General features: G+C 71.6%; 19 protein-coding genes and 1 pseudogene. 17 read left to right on the top strand and 3 right to left on the bottom strand.

All coding sequences use genetic code 11. The features are described 5' to 3' along the window. Positions 1–46: 46 nt before the first annotated feature. On the bottom strand, positions 47–1057 hold the full coding sequence (locus Q3Y56_RS07875; protein WP_304461233.1) for a MoxR family ATPase: 1011 nt from the start codon (positions 1055–1057) through the stop codon (positions 47–49). 333 nt (positions 1058–1390) lie between these two features. Further along, complete coding sequence (locus Q3Y56_RS07870; RefSeq protein WP_304461232.1) at positions 1391–1948, bottom strand: carbonic anhydrase; 558 nt, start codon at positions 1946–1948, stop codon at positions 1391–1393. Between the two features lie 395 nt (positions 1949–2343). Between Q3Y56_RS07870 and rsmH the strand changes: the two are divergent. From rsmH to Q3Y56_RS07785, 17 genes and pseudogenes are all read left to right on the top strand, one after another. After that, positions 2344–3302, top strand: a pseudogene (gene rsmH, locus Q3Y56_RS07865) (16S rRNA (cytosine(1402)-N(4))-methyltransferase RsmH). 94 nt (positions 3303–3396) lie between these two features. Continuing rightward, positions 3397–3852, top strand: a complete 456-nt coding sequence (locus Q3Y56_RS07860; protein ID WP_304461231.1) for a septum formation initiator family protein — start codon at positions 3397–3399, stop codon at positions 3850–3852. 4 nt (positions 3853–3856) lie between these two features. After that, a complete protein-coding gene (locus tag Q3Y56_RS07855; RefSeq protein ID WP_304461230.1) occupies positions 3857–3997 on the top strand; it encodes a hypothetical protein in 141 nt (46 codons plus the stop codon). Then, a complete protein-coding gene (locus Q3Y56_RS07850; RefSeq protein ID WP_304461229.1) occupies positions 3994–6012 on the top strand; it encodes a penicillin-binding protein 2 in 2019 nt (672 codons plus the stop codon). The genes Q3Y56_RS07855 and Q3Y56_RS07850 overlap by 4 nt, the downstream gene beginning before the upstream one ends. Positions 6013–6023: 11 nt before the next feature. After that, positions 6024–7751, top strand: coding sequence for a UDP-N-acetylmuramoyl-L-alanyl-D-glutamate--2,6-diaminopimelate ligase (locus tag Q3Y56_RS07845; RefSeq protein ID WP_304461228.1), 1728 nt, complete (start codon positions 6024–6026; stop codon positions 7749–7751). A 58-nt stretch (positions 7752–7809) separates the two neighbouring features. After that, positions 7810–9234 (top strand): UDP-N-acetylmuramoyl-tripeptide--D-alanyl-D-alanine ligase, encoded by a 1425-nt coding sequence (gene murF, locus Q3Y56_RS07840; protein WP_304461227.1) that lies wholly within the window; start codon positions 7810–7812, stop codon positions 9232–9234. Then, on the top strand, positions 9231–10295 hold the full coding sequence (mraY, locus tag Q3Y56_RS07835; protein WP_304461226.1) for a phospho-N-acetylmuramoyl-pentapeptide-transferase: 1065 nt from the start codon (positions 9231–9233) through the stop codon (positions 10293–10295). The genes murF and mraY overlap by 4 nt, the downstream gene beginning before the upstream one ends. 14 nt (positions 10296–10309) lie before the next feature. After that, positions 10310–11794: a UDP-N-acetylmuramoyl-L-alanine--D-glutamate ligase gene (murD, locus tag Q3Y56_RS07830; RefSeq protein WP_304461225.1), complete on the top strand. Its 1485-nt coding sequence runs from the start codon at positions 10310–10312 to the stop codon at positions 11792–11794. A 56-nt stretch (positions 11795–11850) separates the two neighbouring features. Beyond that, positions 11851–13221, top strand: a complete 1371-nt coding sequence (gene ftsW, locus Q3Y56_RS07825; protein WP_369696721.1) for a putative lipid II flippase FtsW — start codon at positions 11851–11853, stop codon at positions 13219–13221. 6 nt (positions 13222–13227) lie between these two features. Further along, a complete protein-coding gene (gene murG, locus Q3Y56_RS07820; protein ID WP_304461224.1) occupies positions 13228–14322 on the top strand; it encodes an undecaprenyldiphospho-muramoylpentapeptide beta-N-acetylglucosaminyltransferase in 1095 nt (364 codons plus the stop codon). A 111-nt stretch (positions 14323–14433) separates the two neighbouring features. After that, entirely contained in the window at positions 14434–15231 is a 798-nt protein-coding gene (locus Q3Y56_RS07815) for a cell division protein FtsQ/DivIB (RefSeq protein WP_304461223.1), read from the top strand. Positions 15232–15515: 284 nt separating this feature from the next. Further along, positions 15516–16748: a cell division protein FtsZ gene (gene ftsZ / locus Q3Y56_RS07810; protein ID WP_304461222.1), complete on the top strand. Its 1233-nt coding sequence runs from the start codon at positions 15516–15518 to the stop codon at positions 16746–16748. Positions 16749–16758: 10 nt separating this feature from the next. Continuing rightward, on the top strand, positions 16759–17496 hold the full coding sequence (gene pgeF, locus Q3Y56_RS07805) for a peptidoglycan editing factor PgeF (RefSeq protein ID WP_304461221.1): 738 nt from the start codon (positions 16759–16761) through the stop codon (positions 17494–17496). Further along, entirely contained in the window at positions 17493–18212 is a 720-nt protein-coding gene (locus tag Q3Y56_RS07800) for a YggS family pyridoxal phosphate-dependent enzyme (RefSeq protein WP_304461220.1), read from the top strand. The genes pgeF and Q3Y56_RS07800 overlap by 4 nt, the downstream gene beginning before the upstream one ends. A 122-nt stretch (positions 18213–18334) precedes the next feature. Beyond that, entirely contained in the window at positions 18335–18946 is a 612-nt protein-coding gene (locus tag Q3Y56_RS07795) for a cell division protein SepF (RefSeq protein WP_304461219.1), read from the top strand. 74 nt (positions 18947–19020) lie between these two features. Further along, complete coding sequence (locus Q3Y56_RS07790; RefSeq protein WP_304461218.1) at positions 19021–19308, top strand: YggT family protein; 288 nt, start codon at positions 19021–19023, stop codon at positions 19306–19308. 55 nt (positions 19309–19363) lie between these two features. Further along, complete coding sequence (locus Q3Y56_RS07785; protein ID WP_304461217.1) at positions 19364–20518, top strand: DivIVA domain-containing protein; 1155 nt, start codon at positions 19364–19366, stop codon at positions 20516–20518. Between the two features lie 174 nt (positions 20519–20692). On the opposite strand, the gene ileS is transcribed toward Q3Y56_RS07785, so the two are convergent. Further along, positions 20693–23836, bottom strand: coding sequence for an isoleucine--tRNA ligase (ileS, locus tag Q3Y56_RS07780; protein ID WP_304461216.1), 3144 nt, complete (start codon positions 23834–23836; stop codon positions 20693–20695). Positions 23837–23966: the final 130 nt, after the last annotated feature.

The following is a 23966-nucleotide window of genomic DNA, read 5'->3' as shown; positions in this document are numbered from 1 at the left end:
CCCGCTCTCGTCGTCACCGCCGCCCGGCGGTGTCCCCCGCCGGACATCACACCCTCCGCACGCCGGGCGGCTGCCGGCCGTACTCCACCGGAGGCATGGGGGGCATACCGGGCGGTGCCGCCGGCGGCATGGCGGGCGCCGGGCGCGCCGCGGCGCGCGGCGCGGCGGTCGGCACCGGCACCCGGTGCAGGATCTCGGCCACGACCTGCTCGGAGGTACGCCGGTTCAGCTGGGCCTGGGCCGTGGGCAGCAGCCGGTGCGCGAGCACGGGCACGGCCAGCGACTGCACATCGTCCGGCAGCGCGAACTCCCGCCCGGCGAGCGCCGCGGCCGCCTTGGCCGCCCGCAGCAGGTGCAGCGTCGCGCGCGGCGAGGCGCCGAGCCGCAGATCAGGGTGGTTGCGGGTGGCGGCGACCAGCTCGACCACGTACCGCCGGACGGGCTCGGCCACATGGACGGTGCGGACGGCGTCCACGAGCTTGACGATCTCGTGCGCGTGCGCGACGGGCCGCAGGTCGTCCAGCGGCGAGGTACCGCCGTGCACGTCCAGCATCCGCAGCTCGGCCTCCGGACTCGGATAGCCGACCGACACGCGGGCCATGAAGCGGTCCCGCTGCGCCTCCGGCAGCGGATAGGTGCCCTCCATCTCCACGGGGTTCTGTGTGGCCACCACCATGAAGGGGCTGGGCAGTTCGTACGACTGCCCGTCCATCGTGACCTGCCGCTCCTCCATCGACTCCAGCAGCGCCGACTGGGTCTTGGGCGAGGCGCGGTTGATCTCGTCGCCGATGACGATCTGCGCGAAGATCGCGCCCGGCTTGAACTCGAACTCCTTGCGCTGCTGGTCGTAGATACTCACGCCGGTGACGTCCGACGGCAGCAGGTCGGGCGTGAACTGGATGCGCCGCACCGAGCAGTCGATGGACCGCGCGAGCGCCTTGGCGAGCATGGTCTTCCCCACGCCCGGGACGTCCTCGAGCAGCAGATGCCCCTCGGCCAGCAGCACCGTCAGCGAGAGCCGGACGACCTCGGGCTTGCCCTCGATGACGCTCTCCACCGAACGGCGGATCCGCTCCGCCGTGGCGGTCAGATCTCCCCGAGTCGCGACTCCGCCCGACTGGGGGCACCCCCATGGCTCGCCCGCTCGTCATAGGTCGTCACCCGGCCCTCCTCGGCCCTTCCCCACGCTCGCGAGGAGCAGGGGATACCCCAGGGCCGACGCCTTGGACACGGACCGGCCCACCCCGAAACGCGTACACCGGTCCCTCCGCTGCCGCGGTGGGGATGTACGTACGCAATCTTGCCGTCACCGCGGCAATCCCGTCACTCGCCTGTGGATAACTCCGGGCGAAGCGCCGAGACCGCCGCGGCAACGGCTGCCTGTTCGAACTCAGGCCTGCGGATCGATCTCCCGGAGCAGGCCCGTGTGCACATCGAAGACGAAGCCTCGCACATCGTCCGTGTGCGGCAGGAAGGGGGAGGTGCGCACGCGCTGCATGGACTGGCGCACGTCCTTGTCGAGGTCCTTGAACGCCTCCACCGCCCACGCCGGCCGCTGGCCGACCTCGGCCTCCAGGTCGTGCCGGAAGTCCTCGGTGAGGTTCAGCAGACCGCAACCGGTGTGGTGGATGAGCACCACGCTGCGGGTGCCCAGCGCTCGCTGGCTGATGGTGAGGGAGCGGATGACGTCGTCCGTGACCACACCGCCCGCGTTGCGGATGGTGTGGCAGTCACCGAGCCGCAGGCCGAGGGCGGCGTGCAGGTCGAGACGGGCGTCCATACAGGCGACGACGGCGACGTGCAGGACGGGCCGGGCGTCCATCCCCGGGTCGTGGAACTCGGTGGCGTATCGGGCGTTGGCTGCGACGAGACGGTCAGTGACCGTGCCTCCTTCACGAGACACGCTGTCGGCTGAGTGGGGCAGCGGCTGAGGCGCGGATATCGACATGGTTACGAAGGTATGCGGAGCTGCGGAAACGCGCTGCCTGTGAGGTCGGGCAAAAGGGAGGCAAAGAGGCGCGACGGCCTCTTGTGTGAGGTAACCCACACGAGTGGTGCGGGGGCGGTCGTCCAGGTGGCGGCCGGGATCCGGCGCGCCCGCGAGACGCGCTGGCCGGTTGGTTGACCGAAGGGACGAGTGGACTAAAGTGACGCGAAGTGGGAGGCGTGACGCTCCCCTCAGGATCCCGAACACCTACGCGTGCGCGGCGCGTACGTACCACTCGGCCTCCTCCCGCTCCCGGTCGCCTGACGCCTCTTCCCCGGCGCCAGAAGGCCGCTTCCCCTTCAGAGCGGGTGGGGACCAGGCGGTACGTACCTGCGCGCCGGACCTCAGAAGGGCGCATGAGCAGCAACGCTCTCCACGTTCCCGTCATGCTCCAGCGGTGCCTGGACATGCTCGCTCCCGCCCTCGCCCAGCCCGGTGCGGTCGTGGTGGACTGCACGCTCGGCCTGGGCGGGCACAGCGAGGCGCTGCTCGCCACCTTCCCCGCCGCCCGACTGGTCGCACTCGACCGGGACCCGGCCGCGCTCGAGCTCTCGGCCGAACGGCTGGCTCCCTACGGCGACCGGGCGACGCTCGTCCACGCCGTCTACGACGAGCTGCCGGAGGTCCTGGATCGGCTGGGCATCCCCCGGGTCCAGGGCATCCTCTTCGACCTCGGCGTCTCCTCCATGCAACTGGACGAGGCCGACCGCGGCTTCGCGTACGCCCAGGACGCGCCCCTGGACATGCGCATGGACCAGACGACCGGGATCAGCGCCGCCGAGGTGCTCAACACCTATCCGCCCGGTGAGCTGGTCCGCATTCTGCGCACCTACGGCGAGGAGAAGTTCGCCCGGAAGATCGTGGAAGCGGTGGTCCGGGAGCGCGAGAAGGAACCGTTCAGCAACAGCGCCCGGCTCGTGGAGCTGATCCGCACCGCGCTCCCGCAGGCCGCCAAGCGCACCGGGGCAACCCGGCCAAGCGCACCTTCCAGGCGCTGCGGATCGAGGTCAACGGCGAGCTCGCGGTCCTGGAGCGCGCGATCCCGGCGGCCGTCTCGGCCCTGGCCGTGGGCGGCCGGATCGCCGTCCTGTCGTACCACTCGCTGGAGGACCGCCTGGTCAAGCAGGTCTTCGCGGCGGGTGCGGCGAACACCGCGCCCCCCGGGCTGCCGGTCGTCCCCGAGCGCTACCAGCCGCGCCTGAAACTGCTGACGCGCGGCGCCGAGCTGCCCACGGAGGAGGAGGTCGCGGAGAACCGGCGCGCCGCCCCGGCGCGGCTGCGCGGCGCCCAGCGCATCCGCGAGGACGTGGCGTGAGCGCGGGCGCGGGCGACGACGCGACGGCAGCGGGACGAGGCCCGCGGAGGAACGCGGCGGCAGCGGAACGCAGCCCGCGGGGGAACGAGGGGGGATGGGGGGAATGGTGAGCCTGTCGGGGGCATCGGGCGCGGCGGCCGCCAAGCGGACCCCGTTCGTCCTGCTCGTCGTGGCGCTGCTCGGCGCCGGGCTGATCAGCCTGCTGGTGCTCAACTCGGCCCTCAATCAGGGCTCCTTCGAACTCGACCGGCTGGAGAAGCAGACCACGGAGCTCACCGACGAGCGGCAGGCGCTGCAGCAGGAGGTGGACCAGCTCTCGGCCCCCGACGCACTGGAGCGCCGCGCCCGCGAACTGGGTCTGGTGCCCGGCGGCAGCCCGGTCTTCATCGGCCCGGACGGCGCGGTGCGCGGCGTCCCGCAGGCGGCCGACGGTCTGCCCGCCACGCTGTTCGCCCCCGCCGCGCCGCAGGTCTCGCTGCCGGCCCCCAGGCCGTCCGCGGGTCCGGCGCCCGCCCTGCCCGTGCTGTCCGTCCCGACCTCCGGGAGGTGACGCCGTGCCGCGCTCCTGGCCGCTTCCCGCCGTACGCCGCACCGTCGGCGCAGGCCCGGTCGGCGCGGGCGTCGACGCAGGCCCGGTCGCCGCGACTGTCGACGTAGGCCCGATCGGCGCCGTACGCCGGGCGGTCGCCGTATGACGGCCCCACGCGACCCCCGGCGCCGGGTCCCGCGCCCCGCGCGACCCCGCGGTGACGGCGCCGCCCGGTCCCGCGGACAGGCGGCGGCCCGCAAGCGCGGCGAATCCGGTACGGCCCGGCCGCGCCCCGCCGTACGCCGCCCCGGCCGGCGCCCGACCCGCCCCGGCACCGGCACCGGCAAGGGAAGCCAGGCTCTGCGGCTCGGCAGCCCGCGGCCCCGGCTCCGGCTGGTCACCCTCGGCCTGACGCTGGTGATGCTCGCCTTCGTCGTCCGGCTGCTCCAGGTCCAGGCCGTCGACGCCGACGCGTACGCCTCCAAGGCCAACGTCAACCGCTACATCCCGGTCCGGCTCGCCGCCGAGCGCGGCACCATCACCGACCGGTCCGGCGTCGACCTGGCCACCACCGTGGACGCGTACGACATCACCGCCGCCCCCGACCTGCTCACCCGCGAGAACACCGGCATCCACGACGCGCCGCGGCGGGCCGCCGCGCTGCTCGCGCCGATCCTCGACGCGACGGAGGCGGACCTGACCGAGAAGCTCACCGCCAACCCGCGGTCGAAGTACGTCGTCCTGGCCCGCCAGCAGACACCGCAGGTCTGGAACCGGATCAAGGACCTCAAGAGCGACCTGGCGGGCAAGGCGAGCCGGCACAAGGGCGTGAACGTCCTCGCCGGGGTCAACCGGGAGGCGCACAGCAAGCGGGTCTACCCCAACGGAGACCTCGCCGCCGGAATACTGGGCTTCGTCAACGCGCAGGGCGAGGGCGCCGGGGGCGTGGAGCGCCTGTTCGACAAGGAGCTGGCGGGCCAGGACGGCAAGCGCGTCTACGCCCAGTCCGGCGGCCGCCAGGTGCCCACCGCCGACGTCCAGGAGCAGCCCGCGGTACCCGGCTCCGACGTCGAGCTCACCATCGACCGCGACATCCAGTGGGCCGCCCAGAGCGCCATCAGCGAGCAGGTCGAGCGGTCCAAGGCGGACCGCGGCTACGTCGTCGTCCAGGACACCCGTACCGGGGAGATCCTGGCCCTGGCCAACGCGCCCGGCTTTGACCCCAACGACGTGTCGGGGGCCGACTCGGAAGCGCTGGGCAACGCCGCGCTCACCGACGCCTACGAGCCCGGCAGCGTCAGCAAGGTGATGTCGATGGCCGCCGTGCTGGAGGAGGGCGCCGCGCGCTGGGACACCCACGTGGAGGTCCCCAACCGGCTGCCCCGCGCCGACCGGGCCTTCGCCGACGACATCGACCACGCCACCTGGTTCCTCACCCTCAACGGCGTGCTCGCCAAGTCCAGCAACATCGGCACCATCCTGGCCGTGGAACAGCTGGGCAGGACCCAGCGGGAGGCCAACCAGGTCCTCTACTCCTACCTGCGGAAATTCGGCATCGGCAGGCCCACGGGACTCGGCTTCCCCGGCGAGACCTCGGGCATCCTGGCCGCACCGCGCGACTGGAGCGCCTCCCAGCAGTACACGATCCCGTTCGGCCAGGGCCTGTCCCTCAACGCCGTGCAGGCCGCCTCCGTCTACTCCACCATCGCCAACGGCGGCGAGCGCATCGCACCGTCGCTGGTGCGCGGCACCAAGGACGCCGACGGCGGGTTCACCCCCGCCCCCGCCTCCCAGCGCACCCGCGTGGTCAGCAAGGACACCGCGAAGACGCTGGCCACCATGCTGGAGTCCGTCGTGGACGACCGGGAGGGCACCGGCGCCAGGGCCAAGATCCCCGGCTACCGGGTCGCGGGGAAGACCGGCACCTCCAACCGGGTGGATCCGCGCACCGGCCGCTACCACGGGTACACCGCCTCGTTCGCCGGGTTCGCGCCCGCCGACGAGCCGCGGGTCACCGTCTACTGCGCCGTCCAGAACCCGACCAAGGGCAGCTACTTCGGTGGCCAGGTCTGCGGCCCGGTGTACAAACAGGTCATGGAGTTCGCACTGAAGACGCTGCGGGTCGCGCCGTCCGGCAAGCCCTCGGCGCGGCTGCCCGTGAGCTACTCCCCGGGCACCTGAGGGGACGCGCCGTGACGACGATCACGCCCTCGCCCGGGAATCGCGGCCCATTTCGCGGCGAGGCGGGTACGCCCGGTACGCTCACGGCCGTGCCCCACGCTGATCAGTCTCAAACCTCCCAGCCGGACGCTCCCGCGGTTCACCCGGGAGCGCCCCGGCCCCGCCAGGTCCGCCCCGTCCCGTTCGCGGAGCTGGGCGATCAGCTCGGCGTCGAGGCGCCGGCAGGGAAGCCGGTCACCGGGATCACCCATGACTCGAGGGCGGTACGCCCCGGCGACCTGTACGCCGCGCTGCCCGGCGCCCGCTTCCACGGCGCGGACTTCGCCGCCCAGGCCGCCGACCTCGGCGCCGTCGGCGTGCTGACCGACCCGGCCGGCGCCGACCGCGCCGCCGCCACCGGGCTGCCGGTCCTCACCGTGCCGGACCCGCGGGCCCGGATGGGTGCCCTGGCGGCCACCATCTACGGCGAACCGGGCCGGGACCTGCTCCAGATCGGCATCACCGGCACGTCCGGCAAGACCACCACCGCGTACCTCATCGAGGGCGGGCTGCGCGCCGCGGCGGGAGCACAGGGACTGGCCGGCCTCATCGGCACCGTCGAGACCCGGATCGGCGACGAGCGCGTCAAGTCCGAGCGCACCACGCCGGAGGCCACCGACCTCCAGGCGCTGTTCGCCGTCATGCGCGAGCGCGACGTCCGCTCCGTGGTGATGGAGGTCTCCAGCCACGCCCTGGTCCTGGGCCGGGTGGACGGCTGCGTCTTCGACGTCGCCGTCTTCAACAACCTCAGCCCGGAGCACATGGAGTTCCACTCCGGCATGGACGACTACTTCCAGGCCAAGGCGCAGCTGTTCACCAAGGCCCGCAGCCGCGCCGCGGTCGTCAACTACGACGACGAGTACGGCAAGCGGCTGGTCGGGCTCGCCGAGGTCCCGGTCACCACCTTCTCGGCCGAGGGCCACCCGGACGCCGACTGGCGCGCCGCGGACGTCGAGGTCGGCGCGCTCGGCTCCACGTTCACCATCCTGGGGCCGAAGGGTGAGCGCGTCCGGGCCGCGTCCCCGATCCCCGGCCCGTTCAACGTCGCCAACGCGCTCGCCGCCGTCACCGCCCTCGTGGCCGCCGGAGTCGACCCGCAGACCGCGGCCGACGGCGTCGCCGCCGTACCCGGCGTGCCCGGCCGGCTGGAGCGGGTGGACGCCGGACAGCCGTACCTCGCGGTCGTCGACTACGCCCACAAGACCGACGCCGTCGAATCGGTCCTGCGCGCGCTGCGCAAGGTCACCAAGGGCCGGCTGCACGCCGTCCTCGGCTGCGGCGGCGACCGCGACCCGCACAAGCGCGCCCCGATGGGCGCCGCGGTCGCCCGGTACGCCGACACCGCCGTGCTCACCTCCGACAACCCCCGCTCCGAGGACCCCCTCGCGATCCTCGCCACGATGCTCGCCGGCGCCGCCGAGGTGCCCGCCCACGAGCGCGGCGAGGTGGTGGTGGACGCCGACCGTGCCGCCGCCATCGCCGCCGCCGTGGCCCGCGCCGAGCCCGGCGACACCGTCCTCGTCGCGGGCAAGGGCCACGAGCAGGGCCAGGACATCGCCGGCGTGATCCGCCCCTTCGACGACCGCCAGGTGCTGCGCCAGGCCATCGAGCGGGCCAGGGCCGCCGACCACGAAGCGCTTACCTCCCACGACTCTCTCCCACCCGCCCACCCGGCATCGCACCCTCACGATCAGGGATGACAGAACGCATGCGCCCACCAGCCGCCGCCAGGCAGCTCTGTACCGCCGGAGGTGACCAGTGATCGCACTGTCCCTCGCCGAGATCACCGGCATCACCGGCGGACGGCCTCACGACATACCGGACCTCGAGCTGCGCGTGACGGGCCCGGTCGTGATCGACTCCCGCGAGGTACGGCCGGGCGGCCTCTTCGCGGCCTTCGTCGGAGAGCGCGTCGACGGCCACGACTACGCGCAGCGCGCCGTCGAGGCGGGCGCGGCAGCCGTGCTGGCCGCCCGCCCCGTCGGCGTCCCCGCGATCGTCGTGGACGACGTCGAGCGCGCCCTGGGGGCGCTGGCCCGCGCCGTCGTCGAGCGGCTGGGCACCACCGTGGTGGCCCTCACCGGCTCGGCGGGCAAGACCAGCACCAAGGACCTGATCGCGCAGCTGCTCCAGCGGAGCGCGCCCACGGTCTGGACCCCCGGCTCGCTCAACAACGAGATCGGTCTGCCGCTGACCGCGCTCCTCGCCGACACCGGCACCCGGCACCTCGTGCTGGAGATGGGCGCCCGCGGCGTCGGCCACATCCGCTACCTCACCGAGCTCACCCCGCCGCGGATCGGCGTGGTCCTCAACGTCGGCACCGCCCACCTCGGCGAGTTCGGCGGCCGCGACCAGATCGCCGAGGCCAAGGGCGAGCTGATCGAGGCGCTTCCGCTCGCCGACGAGGGCGGGATCGCGGTGCTCAACGCCGACGATCCGATCGTCCGCGCCATGCGGACCCGCACCAAGGCCCACGTACTGCTGTTCGGCGAGGCCGAGGACGCCGACGTACGCGCCGAGAATGTCCGGCTCACTACGGAAGGTCAGCCCGCCTTCACGCTTCACACCCCCACCGGGTGCAGCGACGTGACCTTGCGCCTGTACGGTGAGCACCACGTGTCGAACGCGCTCGCCGCGGCCGCCGTCGCCCATGCGTTGGGCATGTCCGCTGGGGAGATCGCCGTGGCGCTCTCCGAGGCGGGACAGCTCTCCCGCTGGCGGATGGAGGTCACCGAGCGCGCGGACGGCGTGACGGTCGTCAACGACGCCTACAACGCGAACCCCGACTCCATGCGAGCCGCGCTGCGCGCGCTGGTCGCCATGGGCCGGTCCACCCGGGCTCAGGGGGGTCGTACGTGGGCGGTGCTGGGCCAGATGGCCGAGCTGGGCGAGGAGTCACTCGCCGAGCACGACGCGGTCGGGCGGCTGGCCGTCCGGCTCAACGTCAGCAAGCTCGTGGCGGTCGGCGGCCGGGAGGCCGCCTGGCTCGACATGGGCGCCAAGAACGAGGGTTCGTGGGGTGAGGAGTCGGTGCACGTGTCCGACGTGCAGGCGGCGGTCGATCTGTTGCGCAGCGAGCTGCGCCCGGGGGACGTCGTGCTGGTGAAGGCATCCAGGTCGGTCGGTCTGGAGCGGATCGCGCAGGCGCTGCTCGATGGTGAGGGTGAGGTCGCCGGGCGATGAGGCAGATCCTCTTCTCCGGAGCCATCGGGCTCTTCCTGACGCTGATCGGCACGCCTCTGCTGATCAAGCTGCTGGCGCGCAAGGGTTACGGGCAGTTCATCCGCGACGACGGCCCGCGCGGCCACGCCGGGAAGAAGGGGACGCCCACCATGGGCGGCATCGCCTTCATCCTGGCCACGATCATCGCGTACGCCCTCACGAAGGTGATCACCTCCAGCGACCCGACCTTCTCCGGTGTGCTGGTGCTCTTCCTCTTCGCGGGCATGGGCCTGGTCGGCTTCCTCGACGACTACATCAAGATCGTCAAGCAGCGGAGCCTGGGCCTGCGGGCCAAGGCGAAGATGGCCGGTCAGCTCATCGTCGGCATCGCCTTCGCGGTGCTGTCCCTGAACTTCGCGGACGCCCGCAACCAGACCCCGGCCTCCGACCGGCTCTCCTTCACCCAGGACTTCGGCTGGCAGATCGGCCCGGTGATCTTCGCCATCTGGGCGCTGTTCATGATCCTGGCGATGTCCAACGGCGTGAACCTCACCGACGGTCTGGACGGCCTGGCCACCGGCGCCTCGGTGATGGTCTTCGGCGCGTACACCTTCATCGGCGTCTGGCAGTACCAGGAGAGCTGCGCCAACCAGCTCACCGCGGGCCCCGCCTGCTACGAGGTACGCGACCCGCTCGACCTGGCGGTCGTCGCCTCCGCCCTGATGGGCGCCTGCTTCGGCTTCCTGTGGTGGAACACCTCGCCCGCCAAGATCTTCATGGGCGACACCGGTTCGCTCGCCCTCGGCGGCGCGCTCGCGGGCCTCGCGATCTGCTCCCGTACCGAGCTGCTGCTCGCCATCCTCGGCGGTCTCTTCGTCCTGATCACCATGTCCGTGGTCATCCAGGTCGGATCGTTCCGGCTCACCGGCCGACGGGTCTTCCGGATGGCACCGCTCCAGCACCACTTCGAACTCAAGGGGTGGAGCGAGGTCCTGGTGGTGGTCCGGTTCTGGATCATTCAGGGTATGTGTGTGATTGTCGGACTCGGCACCTTCTATGCTGGCTGGCGGGCCACCAAGTGACGCGGGACTCCAAAGTGACACGGCAGGACTGGGGGCACCTCCCAGCGGCAGCGCTGGGGGAGGGCAAGCACGTCACCGTCGCCGGTCTCGGCGTCTCCGGGGTCCCGGCGGCACGTGTGCTGCGGGGCCTCGGCGCCGAGGTCACGGTCGTCAACGACGGCGACGACGAGCGTGCGCGGGCCCAGGCGGCCGACCTCGAGGCACTGGGCGTCACCGTGCGCCTCGGCGACGGGGACACGCTCCCCGAGGGCACCGAGCTGATCGTCACCGCGCCGGGCTGGAAGCCGGACAAGCCGCTGTTCCAGGCGGCGGCCGCGGCCGGCGTCCCGGTCTGGGGCGACGTCGAGCTGGCCTGGCAGCTGCGCGACCCGGACACGGCGGCGCCCTGGCTCGCGATCACCGGTACCAACGGCAAGACCACCACCGTCCAGATGCTGGCCTCGATCCTGCGGGCCGCCGGGCTGCGCACCGCCGCCGTCGGCAACATCGGCGTCTCGCTGCTGGACGTCGTCCTGGGCGAGGAGCCCTACGACGTGCTCGCGGTGGAGCTGTCCAGCTACCAGCTGCACTGGGCGCCCTCGGTCCGCGCGCACTCCGCCGCTGTCCTCAACCTCGCGCCGGACCACCTGGACTGGCACGGCTCCATGGCCGCGTACGCCGCCGACAAGGGCCGCATCTACGAGGGCAACCAGGTCGCCTGCGTGTACAACGCCGCCGACCCGGCCACCGAGGACCTGGTGCGCGAGGCCGACGTCGAGGAGGGCTGCCGGGCCATCGGCTTCACCCTCGGCACCCCCGGCCCGTCCCAACTCGGCATCGTCGACGGCATCCTCGTCGACCGCGCCTTCGTACCGAACCGGCACAAGCAGGCCCAGGAGCTGGCCGAGGTCTCCGACGTCACCCCGGCCGCCCCGCACAACATCGCCAACGCCCTCGCCGCCGCCGCCCTGGCGCGCGCCTTCGGCGTGGAGCCCGCGGCCGTGCGGGACGGGCTACGCGCCTTCCGGCCGGACGCGCACCGCATCGCGCACGTCGCCGACGTCGACGGCGTCCGCTACGTGGACGATTCCAAGGCCACCAACACCCACGCCGCCCAGGCGTCGTTGGCGGCCTACGAGCCGATCGTGTGGATCGCCGGCGGTCTGGCCAAGGGCGCCGACTTCGACGACCTCGTCGTGGCCTCCGCCAAGCGGCTGCGCGGCGCCGTCCTCATCGGCGCCGACCGCGCCCTGATCGCCGAAGCGCTTCGGCGACACGCCCCGGATGTCCCGGTCGTGGACCTCGACCGGACGGACACTGGGGCGATGGCGGCGGCGGTCCGGGAAGCGGCGCGGCTCGCCAGGCCGGGGGACACGGTCCTCATGGCCCCGGCCTGCGCGTCGATGGACATGTTCGTCAACTACAACGCGCGGGGCGACGCCTTCGCCGCAGCCGTGCGCGAGCTGGCCTCCGGCTCCGAAGGCTCCGCCCAGGCTTCGCAGCGTTCGAACGAGCATTGACCCGCCGGTCCCCCGCGAGGGCCGCTCGCGCGGGGATGCTTACGGAGGGATGTGACATGACCGCTGACCGGCCCGCCACGCGGCCGCCGAGACGTGCGACCGCCGGGCCCCCGGGCCCGGCCCGCGGCCGCCCGGGACCGGGGGCGTCCGGGCCCCCGCGCGGCACCGCGCTCGGGGGCCTGCGGACGCTGCAGATGCGGGCCAGGCGCGCCTGGGACCGGCCGCTCACCGCCTACTACGTGATCCTGGGCGCCAGCCTGCTGATCATCGTGCTGGGCCTGGTGATGGTCTACTCCGCCTCCCAGATCAAGGCGCTGCAGTCCGGCCTCGCGCCGTCCTACTTCTTCCGCAAGCAGCTGTTCGCGGCCGCCCTCGGCGGCCTCCTGATGCTGCTGGCGGCCCGTACGCCCATCAAGCTGCACCGCGCCCTCGCCTATCCGCTGCTGGCCGTCTCCGTCTTCCTGATGTGCATGGTCCAGGTGCCGGGGATAGGAGTCGCGGTCAACGGCAACCAGAACTGGATCTCCTTCGGCGGGCCGTTCCTGCTCCAGCCGAGCGAGTTCGGGAAGCTGGCGCTGGTGCTGTGGGGCGCCGACCTGCTGGCGCGCAAGAAGGACAAGCGGCTGCTGACCCAGTGGAAGCACCTGCTGGTCCCGCTCGTGCCCGCCGCCGGCGTGCTGATCTGCCTGATCATGATGGGCGGTGACATGGGCACGGCGATCATCGTCACCGCGATCCTGTTCGGCGTACTGTGGCTGGCGGGGGCGCCCACCCGGCTCTTCGTCGGCGTCCTGTCCGTCGCCGCGGCCATCGGGATCGTGCTGATCAAGTCCAGCGCCAACCGGATGTCGCGGCTGGCCTGCATCGGCGCGACCGATCCCGGGCCCAATGATCAGTGCTGGCAGGCCGTGCACGGGATCTATGCTCTCGCCAACGGCGGATGGTTCGGTTCCGGACTGGGTGCGAGCATGGAGAAATGGGGTGAACTCCCTGAACCCCACACCGACTTCATCTTCGCCATTACCGGGGAGGAACTCGGCCTGGCGGGGACACTGTCGGTGCTCGCCCTCTTCGCGGCTCTAGGCTATGCGGGTATCCGCGTGGCCGGACGCACGGAGGACCCCTTCGTGAGGTACGCCGCGGGAGGTGTGACCACCTGGGTCACGGCGCAGGCCGTGGTCAATATCGGTGCGGTGCTCGGTCTGCTGCCGATCGCCGGGGTCCCGCTCCCGCTGTTCTCCTACGGAGGGTCCGCCCTGCTGCCGACCATGTTCGCCATCGGTCTGCTCATCGCCTTCGCGCGTGCGGAACCCGGTGCCCGAGCGGCGTTGGCCATGCGGCAGCCTGTCTTCGGCAGGAAGCGGGCTGGGGTGAGATGGAAGACGATGAGACGGCGCGTCAAGAAGCTGCCGTCCGGAGAGCGGTGAATTTCGGTGCATGTCGTACTCGCCGGTGGGGGGACCGCCGGCCACATCGAGCCCGCGCTCGCCCTCGCGGACGCCCTGCGCAGGCAGGACCCGACCGTGGGGATCACGGCGCTCGGCACGGAGCGGGGGCTCGAGACGCGGCTCGTACCCGAGCGGGGCTACGAGCTCGGGCTCATCCCGGCCGTGCCGCTGCCCCGTAAACCCACCCCAGAGCTGATCACCGTCCCCGGACGGCTGCGCGGCACGATCAAGGCCGCCGAGCAGATCCTGGAGCGCACCAAGGCGGACTGCGTCGTCGGGTTCGGCGGCTATGTCGCGCTGCCCGGCTATCTGGCCGCCAAGCGGCTCGGGGTGCCGATCGTGGTGCACGAGGCCAACGCGCGGCCCGGCCTGGCCAACAAGATCGGCTCCCGTTACGCGAAGTTCGTGGCGGTCAGCACGCCGGACAGCAAGCTGCGCAACGCGCGGTACATCGGCATCCCGCTGCGCCGCTCCATCGCCACGCTCGACCGGGCGGCGATCCGGCCGGAGGCGCGCGCGGCCTTCGGGCTCGACCCCAACCTGCCGACGCTGCTGGTCTCCGGCGGCTCGCAGGGCGCCCGCCGGCTGAACGAGGTGGTCCAGACCGTCGCCCCGTTCCTGCAGCGCGCCGGGATCCAGATCCTGCACGCGGTCGGCCCGAAGAACGAACTGCCGCGCGCGGACAACATGCCCGGAATGCCGCCGTACATCCCGGTATCGTATGTGGACCGTATGGACCTCGCGTACGCCGCGGCGGACATGATGCTCTGCCGCGCGGGCGCGATGACCGTCGCCGAACTCTCCGCCGTCGGGCTGCCGGCCGCCTACGTTCCGCTGCCGATCGGCAACGGCGAGCAGCGGCTCAACGCCCAGCCGGTGGTCAAGGCCGGCGGCGGCCTGCTGGTCGACGACGCCGAGCTCACGCCCGAGTGGGTCCAGGGCAACGTGCTCCCGGTGCTCTCCGACCCGCACCGGCTGTACGAGATGTCGCGGCGCGCCGCCGAGTTCGGCCGCCGGGACGCCGACGAACTGCTCGTCGGCATGGTGTACGAGGCGATCGCCGCACGCCGCCAGGGGTGAGCGGGCGGGTACGTCGCCACGGACGCCGCGCGGCGGAAGCCGCACAGTGACGCTGCGCACCGCCCCGGGGGCTCGCCCCCGGGGCGGTGCCGCCGGAAGGAGACGCGGAGCGTGGCCGGACCGACGACCGCCCAGCGCGGTGCCCGAAAGACGGCGCCGTCCCGCCCGCCCCGACGCGTGCCGCGGCTCAGGCTGCGCCTCCCCGGCCGCCGCACCGTGCTGCTGACCCTGGTGACCGCCGTCCTGCTGGGCGGGACAGGTGCGTGGGTGCTCTACGGTTCGGCCTGGCTGCGGGCCGAGCGGGTGAATGTGCGCGGCGCCGACGTCCTGACACCCGATGAGGTGGAGAAGGCCGCGGCCGTACCGATGGACTCCCCGCTCATCTCGGTGGACACCGGCGCCATCGAACGCAGGGTGCGTGCGCGGCTGCCGAGGATCGCCGATGTCCACGCGTCCCGTTCATGGCCGCACACCATCCGTCTCGAAGTGGTCGAACGGAAGCCGGAAGTGGCCCTGCGAACGGACGGAAAGTTCGTCGAAGTGGACGTGGACGGCGTGCGGTTCGCCGCGGTCGAGCAAGCCCCGAAAGGGGTTCCCCTGCTCGAAATGGACGTCGCCCCATCGCCGAGTTCCCGCCGTTTCGGCACCGACCGGCTGCGCCGGGAAGGCGCCCGGGTCGCGGCGGCCCTTCCCGCGCCGGTCCACCGCGACACCCGCGTCATCCGCGTGCGCTCCTTCGATTCCATTACGGTGGAGTTGACGGGTGGTCGTACGGTGATGTGGGGCAGCGGCGAACGAGGCGGGCAGAAGGCGGCCGCGCTCACCGCGCTGCTGAAAGCGGTGCCCGGCGCGGGGCACTTCGACGTCAGTGCGCCGGGTGCCCCGGCGGTGTCCGGTCAGTTGACGTAGCCGTATCGGACATTCGGCCAGGTCCGGCACCCTGGTTGGCTACCCTCAGGGGTGATCACATAGGGTGAAAAGAAAAACGGGAGGTTCGGCGTGTTCATTGAACACGCACCACTTGTCGACTTAGTGTCCTGTTCCGAAGAACCCAGAGGACAGCGGCACTAGTAACCCTAAACTTCACCGTTAGGGTTGGGGTCGGCCAAGAGGACCACCCCATTCGGCATCCGTCGGCGCACCGCAGCAACTGCGGGGTGGCGACACGTAAATCGAGGCGAGAGGCCTTCGACGTGGCAGCACCGCAGAACTACCTCGCAGTCATCAAGGTCGTCGGCATCGGCGGCGGTGGCGTGAACGCCATCAACCGGATGATCGAGGTCGGGCTCAAGGGCGTCGAGTTCATCGCGATCAACACCGATGCGCAGGCCCTGCTGATGAGTGACGCCGACGTCAAGCTCGACGTCGGCCGTGAGCTCACCCGCGGCCTCGGCGCCGGCGCCAACCCCGATGTCGGCCGCAAGGCCGCCGAGGACCACCGCGAGGAGATCGAGGAGGTCCTCAAGGGGGCCGACATGGTCTTCGTCACCGCGGGCGAGGGCGGGGGCACCGGCACGGGCGGCGCACCCGTCGTCGCCAACATCGCCCGCTCGCTGGGCGCCCTGACGATCGGCGTGGTCACCCGCCCGTTCACCTTCGAGGGGCGCCGCCGGGCGAACCAGGCGGAGGACGGCATCGCGCAGCTGCGCGACGAGGTCGACACGCTCATCGTGATCCCGAACGACCGACTGCTGTCGATCTCGGACCGCCAGGTCAGCGTGCTCGACGCGTTCAAGTCCGCGGACCAGGTGCTGCTCTCGGGTGTCCAGGGCATCACCGACCTGATCACCACGCCGGGTCTGATCAACCTGGACTTCGCGGACGTCAAGTCCGTGATGTCCGAGGCCGGCTCGGCGCTCATGGGTATCGGCTCGGCGCGCGGCGACGACCGCGCGGTGGCCGCGGCCGAGATGGCGATCTCCTCGCCGCTGCTGGAGGCGTCCATCGACGGCGCCCGCGGCGTGCTGCTGTCCATCTCCGGTGGCTCCGACCTCGGTCTGTTCGAGATCAACGAGGCCGCTCAGCTGGTCAGCGAGGCCGCCCACCCCGAGGCGAACATCATCTTCGGCGCCGTGATCGACGACGCGCTCGGCGACGAGGTCCGGGTCACGGTCATCGCGGCCGGGTTCGACGGCGGTCAGCCGCCGGCCAAGAACCGCGAGAACCGCGACAAGGTGCTGGGCGCGTACAGCAGCCGGGACGACTCCGCCGGCACCGCCGGCCGCGCGTCCGTCCCCGCCGAGCCCAGCCGCCCGTCCTTCGGCGGACTGGGCAGCGTCACCCAGCGCGACGAGGAGCCGAACCCCGAGCCCGCCGCGGCCGCGGAGGTGCCCCCGCCCCCGGTGAGCTCCCCGCAGGTCCCGCCGGCCCGTCCGTACCAGGACAGCACGGCCGAGGAGCTGGACGTTCCGGACTTCCTGAAGTAAGCCCCCGGAAGTGATAGGACAACAGCACGACGCGAGCGGCGCGCACTTCGCCTTCACCGACCGGTGGGGCGGGGTGAGCGCCGCTCCGTATGACACGCTCAACCTCGGCGGCGCGGTCGGCGACGACCCGGCGGCCGTCCGCGTCAACCGCGAGCGGGCCGCCCGGGCCCTCGGCCTCGAACCCGGGGCGGTGGTCTGGATGAACCAGGTGCACGGCCGGGACGTCGCCGTGGTCGACGGACCCTGGACCGGCGACGAGGTACCCGCCGTGGACGCGGTGGTGACGACGCGGCGCGGGCTCGCCCTCGCCGTCCTCACGGCCGACTGCACCCCGGTGCTGCTGGCCGACCCGGTCGCGGGCGTCGTCGGGGCCGCGCACGCGGGACGGCCCGGCCTGGTCGCCGGAGTGGTTCCGGCGACGGTCGAGGCGATGCTGGCGCTGGGCGCCGAACCCGGGCGGATCCTGGCGCACACCGGCCCCTCGGTCTGCGGACGCTGCTACGAGGTCCCGGAGGCGATGCGGGACGCGGTCGCCGACGTGGTGCCGGAAGCGTGGTCGGAGACCAGCTGGGGAACCGCGGCGGTCGACGTGGCCGCGGGGGTAACCGCCCAACTTGCCCGTTTTGGCGTGGGAATCGGTGGACATTCTCACATCTGCACGCTGGAATCGGCAGATCACTTCTCGTACCGGCGCGACCGCACGACAGGGCGGCTCGCGAGCTATGTCTGGTTGGACGCGGAGCTGTGACGGATCGCAAGACCGAACTGGCCGGAAACCTGGCCCGAGTGGAGGACCGGATCTCGGCCGCCTGTGCCGCGGCCGGCCGCCCCCGGCAGGACGTGACCCTGATCGTGGTCACCAAGACCTATCCCGCGAGCGACGTCCGGCTGCTCGCGGATCTGGGCGTGCGGCAGGTGGCCGAGAACCGCGACCAGGACGCGGCCCCGAAGGCGGCCGAGTGCGCGGATCTGCCGCTGAGTTGGCACTTTGTCGGCCAACTGCAGACGAATAAGGTACGTTCCGTGGCGAGTTATGCCGATGTGGTGCAGTCCATCGACCGGAAGCGACTGGTCGACGCCCTGTCCACGGCGGCGGTCCGCGGTGGCCGGGAGCTGGGCTGCCTCATCCAGGTCGCGTTCGACGCCGAGTCGGGCGAGCGGTCGGGTCGGGGCGGCGTCGCGCCGGACGGCGTGGCGGAGTTGGCCGACGCCCTCGCCCAGGCGCAAGGGCTGCGCCTGCAGGGGCTGATGACGGTCGCGCCGCTCGCCGGCCCGTACGCGGGCAGACCCAGGGCCGCGTTCGACCGGCTGATGGAAATCTCATCCAGCCTGCGCGCGGCCCATCCTGCTGCCACCATGGTCTCCGCCGGAATGAGCACGGACCTTGAGGACGCGGTGGCGGCCGGAGCGACACATGTGCGCGTCGGTACGGCGGTACTCGGAGTCCGACCTCGGCTCCGGTAACGTCGCCAAGAAGTCGGACCACAGCAGAAAATATGGTCAATTCCCGCCAAGGCGGGCAGGCCGCGTGGATCCACGGCACCCGGTGACGGAGCCGATCCACCACAGAGCGGAGGACGCAGAGAATGGCCGGCGCGATGCGCAAGATGGCGGTCTACCTCGGCCTCGTGGAGGACGATGGGTACGACGGCCGGGGGTTCGACCCCGACGACGAGTTCGAGCCCGAGCCGGAGCCCGAACGGGACCGCAGGCGGCATCAAACCACCCCCGAAGCCCGGCCGGAGAGGGACGAACCGGTACGAGTCGTCCACCCGCCGGCACAGCGCGAACCCGCTCCGCTCGTAGCGGAAAGCGGACGACCCGCCCGAATCGCCCCCGTGGCGTCCATCACACCTGAACGCCAGAACCTGGAGAAGAACGCACCGGTGATCATGCCCAAAGTTGTGTCCGAGCGGGAGCCTTACCGCATCACGACACTGCACCCCCGGACCTACAACGAGGCCCGTACCATCGGGGAACACTTCCGTGAGGGCACTCCGGTGATCATGAATCTGACGGAGATGGACGACACCGACGCGAAGCGACTTGTCGACTTTGCCGCCGGTCTCGTCTTCGGCCTCCACGGGAGTATTGAACGGGTGACTCAGAAGGTGTTCCTGTTGTCGCCTGCTAACGTCGATGTCACGGCGGAGGACAAGGCCCGTATCGCAGAGGGCGGGTTCTTCAATCAGAGCTGAGACGCAACACCGGTAGCACCGAGTCAGACAGCGGCCGCGAGGCCGGGTACGAACAGGGGAGAGGGACCCGCGGGATGGACATCGCACTTCAGGTGATCTACATCGCGCTGTACTGCTTCCTGATCGTGCTCATCTTCCGGTTGGTCATGGACTACGTCTTCCAGTTCGCCCGCTCGTGGCAACCCGGTAAGGCGATGGTGGTCGTCCTTGAGGCCACCTACACTGTCACCGATCCGCCACTCAAGCTTCTGCGGCGGTTCATCCCGCCGCTGCGTCTCGGGGGCGTGGCGCTCGACCTGTCCTTCTTCGTGCTGATGATCATTGTCTATGTCCTGATCAACTTCGTGGGTGCTGCGAGGTAGGCGTGGACGATGCGGTCTTGCCGATTGCCGATGACTACGTTGAGGTGAAGAAGAGATGCCGTTGACCCCCGAGGACGTGCGGAACAAGCAGTTCACGACCGTCCGCCTCCGAGAAGGCTATGACGAGGACGAGGTCGATGCCTTCCTCGATGAGGTCGAAGCCGAACTGACTCGGCTGCTGCGGGAGAACGAGGATCTGCGGGCCAAGCTGGCCGCCGCGACCCGGGCCGCCGCGCAGAACCAGCAGCAAGGCATGCGTAAACCTCCCGAGCAACAGGAGCGGCCGGGCGCCCCGGTGCCCGCCGCCATATCGGGCCCGCAGCCGGTGCCGCCGCAGCAGCAGCAGATGGGCGGTCCGCCCCAGCTGCCGGGTGGTGCACCTCAGCTGCCTGCCGGTCCTGGCGGCCACGGCCCGCAGGGACCGCACGGTCCGGGCCCGATGGGCGGCCCGATGGGCCCCGGCCCGATGGGGCAGAACGGTCCTATGGGTCAGGGTGGACCTATGGGGCAGAACGGTCCCATGGGTCAGGGTGGCCCGATGGGCCAGGGCGGTCCGATGGGCGGCCCCGGTGGCCCCGGCCCGCAGCTGCCGCAGCAGGGTCCTGGCGGTGACAGCGCCGCCCGTGTGCTCTCGCTCGCGCAGCAGACCGCTGACCAGGCGATCGCGGAGGCCCGCTCCGAGGCCAACAAGATCGTCGGCGAGGCCCGCAGCCGCGCCGAGGGCCTGGAGCGCGACGCGCGCGCCAAGGCGGACGCGCTGGAGCGGGATGCCCAGGAGAAGCACCGTGTGGCGATGGGCTCCCTGGAGTCCGCGCGCGCCACGCTGGAGCGCAAGGTCGAGGACCTGCGCGGCTTCGAGCGCGAGTACCGTACGCGTCTGAAGTCGTACCTGGAGAGCCAGCTGCGCCAGCTGGAGAACCAGGCCGACGACTCGCTGGCCCCGCCGCGCACCCCGGCGACCGCCTCGCTGCCGCCGTCCCCGTCGATGGCCTCCGCGGGCGCGAGCCCCATGGGCGGCCACACGATGGGCGGCAACCAGTCCATGGGCGGCCACACGCAGGGCGGCAACGGCCCGTCCTACGGCGGCCAGCAGCAGATGTCCCCGGCGATGACGCAGCCGATGGCACCGGTGCGGCCGCAGGGCCCGCAGCCGATGCAGCAGGCGCCGAGCCCGATGCGCGGTTTCCTGATCGACGAGGACGACAACTGATCGCTTGCGATCGCTGAACGGTTGATCAAACGGGCCGGGCCCCTGGGATGATCCCAGGGGCCCGGCCCATTGCCGTGCGCGCCGTCGGCGCACCAACCGGGGCACGCGAAGCGCCCGGTCGCCGCCCCTGTGGGGAGCGGCGACCGGGCGCTGTTGATCGGGTGGGCGGGTGGGTTACGCCTTGCGGAGGCGGAAGATCAGGCCCAGCGCCTCGTCGGTGAACTCCTCACCGTAAGAGTCGTCCGCCTCGCCCGCCGCCAGGTCCAGCGCCAGCACCTCGTCCGCGATCAGCGTGCTGTGCTCGGACAGCGCCGCCTCCGTCTCGGCCTCGGCCGCGCGCCAGCGCAGCGCGATGCGGTCGGCGACGTCCAGGCCGCTGTTCTTGCGCGCCTCCTGGATCAACCGGATCGCGTCGCGGGCCACGCCCGCGCGCCGCAGCTCCGGTGTGATCTCCAGATCGAGAGCCACCGTCGCGCCCGCGTCGGAGGCCACCGACCAGCCCTCACGCGGGGTCTCGGTGATGATGACCTCCTCCGGGGAGAGGCCGACCGTCTCGCCGTCGATCACCACCGAGGCCGTGCCCTCACGGAGCGCGACCGACAGGGCGGCGGCGTCCGCCTCGGCGATCGCCTTGGCCACAGCCTGGACGCCCTTGCCGAACCGCTTGCCCAAGGCACGGAAGTTGGCCTTCGCCGTGGTGTCCACGAGCGAGCCGCCGACCTCACTCAACGAGGCCAGCGAGGTGACGTTGAGCTCCTCGGTGATCTGCGTGTGCAGCTCGGGGGAGAGCGCCTCGAAGCCGGCCACCGCGACCAGAGCCCGCGACAGCGGCTGCCGGGTCTTCACACCGGACTCGGCGCGGGTCGCGCGGCCGAGCTCGACCAGCCGGCGCACCAGCAGCATCTGCTGCGACAGCACCGGGTCGATCAGCTTCTCGTCGGCGGTCGGCCAGGTCGACAGATGCACCGACTCCGGCGCGTCCGGGGCGACCGGGACGACCAGGTCCTGCCAGACCCGCTCGGTGATGAACGGGACGATCGGCGCCATGAGCCGGGTCACGGTCTCGACGGACTCGTGCAGCGTGCGCAGCGCCGCCGCGTCGCCCTGCCAGAAGCGGCGGCGGGAGCGGCGGACGTACCAGTTGGACAGGTCGTCCACGAAGGCGGACAGCAGCTTCCCCGCGCGCTGGGTGTCGTAGGCCTCCATGGCCTTGGTGACCTGGTCGACCAGCGTGTTCAGCTCGCCGAGCAGCCAGCGGTCCAGCAGGGGCCGGTCGGCCGGGGCCGGGTCGGCCTCGCTCGGTGCCCAGCCGGAGGTCCGCGCGTACAGCGCCTGGAAGGCCACCGTGTTCCAGTAGGTCAGCAGCGTCTTGCGGACGACCTCCTGGATCGTGCCGTGCCCCACCCGGCGTGCCGCCCACGGCGAGCCGCCGGCCGCCATGAACCAGCGGACCGCGTCCGCGCCGTGCTGGTCCATGAGCGGGATCGGCTCGAGGGTGTTCCCCAGGTGCTTGGACATCTTCCGGCCGTCCTCGGCGAGGATGTGGCCCAGGCAGACCACGTTCTCGTAGGACGACTTGTCGAAGACCAGGGTGCCGACGGCCATCAGCGTGTAGAACCAGCCGCGGGTCTGGTCGATCGCCTCCGAGATGAACTGCGCCGGGTAGCGCTTCTCGAAGATCTCCTTGTTGCGGTACGGGTAGCCCCACTGCGCGAACGGCATCGAGCCCGAGTCGTACCAGGCGTCGATCACCTCGGGGACGCGCACGGCCTCCAGGGCGCAGCCCTCGGCGGTGCAGGTGAAGGTCACCGCGTCGATGAAGGGGCGGTGTGGGTCGAGCCCCGACTGGTCGCTGCCGGTCAGCTCCGTCAGCTCGGCGCGCGAGCCGACGCAGGTCAGGTGGTTCTCCGCGCAGCGCCAGATCGGCAGCGGGGTGCCCCAGTAGCGGTTGCGCGACAGCGCCCAGTCGATGTTGTTGTTCAGCCAGTCGCCGAACCGGCCGTGCTTGACCGACTCCGGGTACCAGTTGGTCTTCTCGTTCTCGCGCAGCAGCGCGTCCTTGACCGCGGTGGTGCGGACGTACCAGGACGGCTGGGCGTAGTAGAGCAGCGCGGTGTGGCAGCGCCAGCAGTGCGGGTAGCTGTGCTCGTACGGCACGTGCCGGAACAGCAGGTCCCGGGCGTCGAGGTCGGCGGTGAGCGCCTCGTCCGCCTTCTTGAAGAACTGGCCGCCGACCAGCTCGATGCCCTCTTCGAAGGTGCCGTCGGGGCGGACCGGGTTGACCACCGGCAGGCCGTAGGAGCGGCAGATCTTGAGGTCGTCCTCGCCGAAGGCGGGCGCCTGGTGGACCAGACCGGTGCCGTCCTCGGTCGTCACGTAGTCCGCGTTGACCACGAAGTGGGCGCCGTCGATCGCGACGAGGGAGAACGGGCGCTGGTAGGCCCAGCGCTCCATCTCGCGGCCGGTGAAGGTCTGCCCCGTGGGCTCCCAGCCCTCGCCGAGGGCCTTCTCCAGCAGCGGCTGGGCGACGACGAGCTTCTCCTCGCCGTTCGTGGCGACCACGTAGGTGACGTCCGGGTGCACGGCGACGGCCGTGTTGGACACCAGCGTCCACGGGGTCGTCGTCCACACCAGCAGCGCCGCCTCGCCCGCCAGCGGGCCGGAGGTCAGCGGGAAGCGGACGAAGACCGACGGGTCCACGACCGTCTCGTAGCCCTGCGCCAGCTCGTGGTCGGACAGGCCGGTGCCGCAGCGCGGGCACCAGGGGGCGACCCGGTGGTCCTGGACCAGCAGCCCCTTGTTGAAGATCTCCTTCAGCGACCACCACACGGAGTCGATGTACTCCGGGTTCATGGTCCGGTACGCGTTGTCAAGGTCCACCCAGTAGCCCATACGGGTGGTGAGCTCGGCGAACGCGTCGGTGTGCCGGGTCACCGACTCCCGGCACTTCGCGTTGAACTCCGCGATGCCGTAGGCCTCGATGTCCTTCTTGCCGCTGAAGCCGAGCTCCTTCTCGACGGCGAGCTCGACCGGCAGGCCGTGGCAGTCCCAGCCGGCCTTGCGGTCGACGTGGTAGCCCTGCATCGTGCGGAAGCGCGGGAAGACGTCCTTGAAGACGCGGGCCTCGATGTGGTGGGCGCCCGGCATGCCGTTGGCGGTGGGCGGGCCTTCGTAGAAGACCCACTCGGGCCGTCCCTCGGACTGCTCCAGGCTGCGGGCGAAGAGCTTGCTCTCGCGCCAGAAGTCGAGCACGGCGTGCTCGAGGGCGGGCAGGTCGACCTGGGCTGGCACCTGGCGATACTGCGGCTGCGGACTCATCGGGGTCGTCCTCCGGCGGACACGTCGTTTGTCGTTCCGTCGGAGGGACGAGAGCTGCGCGCTCCCGCGGTACCACCCTCCTTGACCGCGAGCGGTCACGCTCCCGATCCCCTCATTAGGGTCGCGATGC

Source organism: Streptomyces sp. XD-27, assembly GCF_030553055.1.
Taxonomy (GTDB): Bacteria; Actinomycetota; Actinomycetes; order Streptomycetales; family Streptomycetaceae; genus Streptomyces.
The sequence above is the reverse complement of the archived record's forward strand: the minus strand, read 5'-3'. Positions and strand labels throughout refer to the sequence as shown.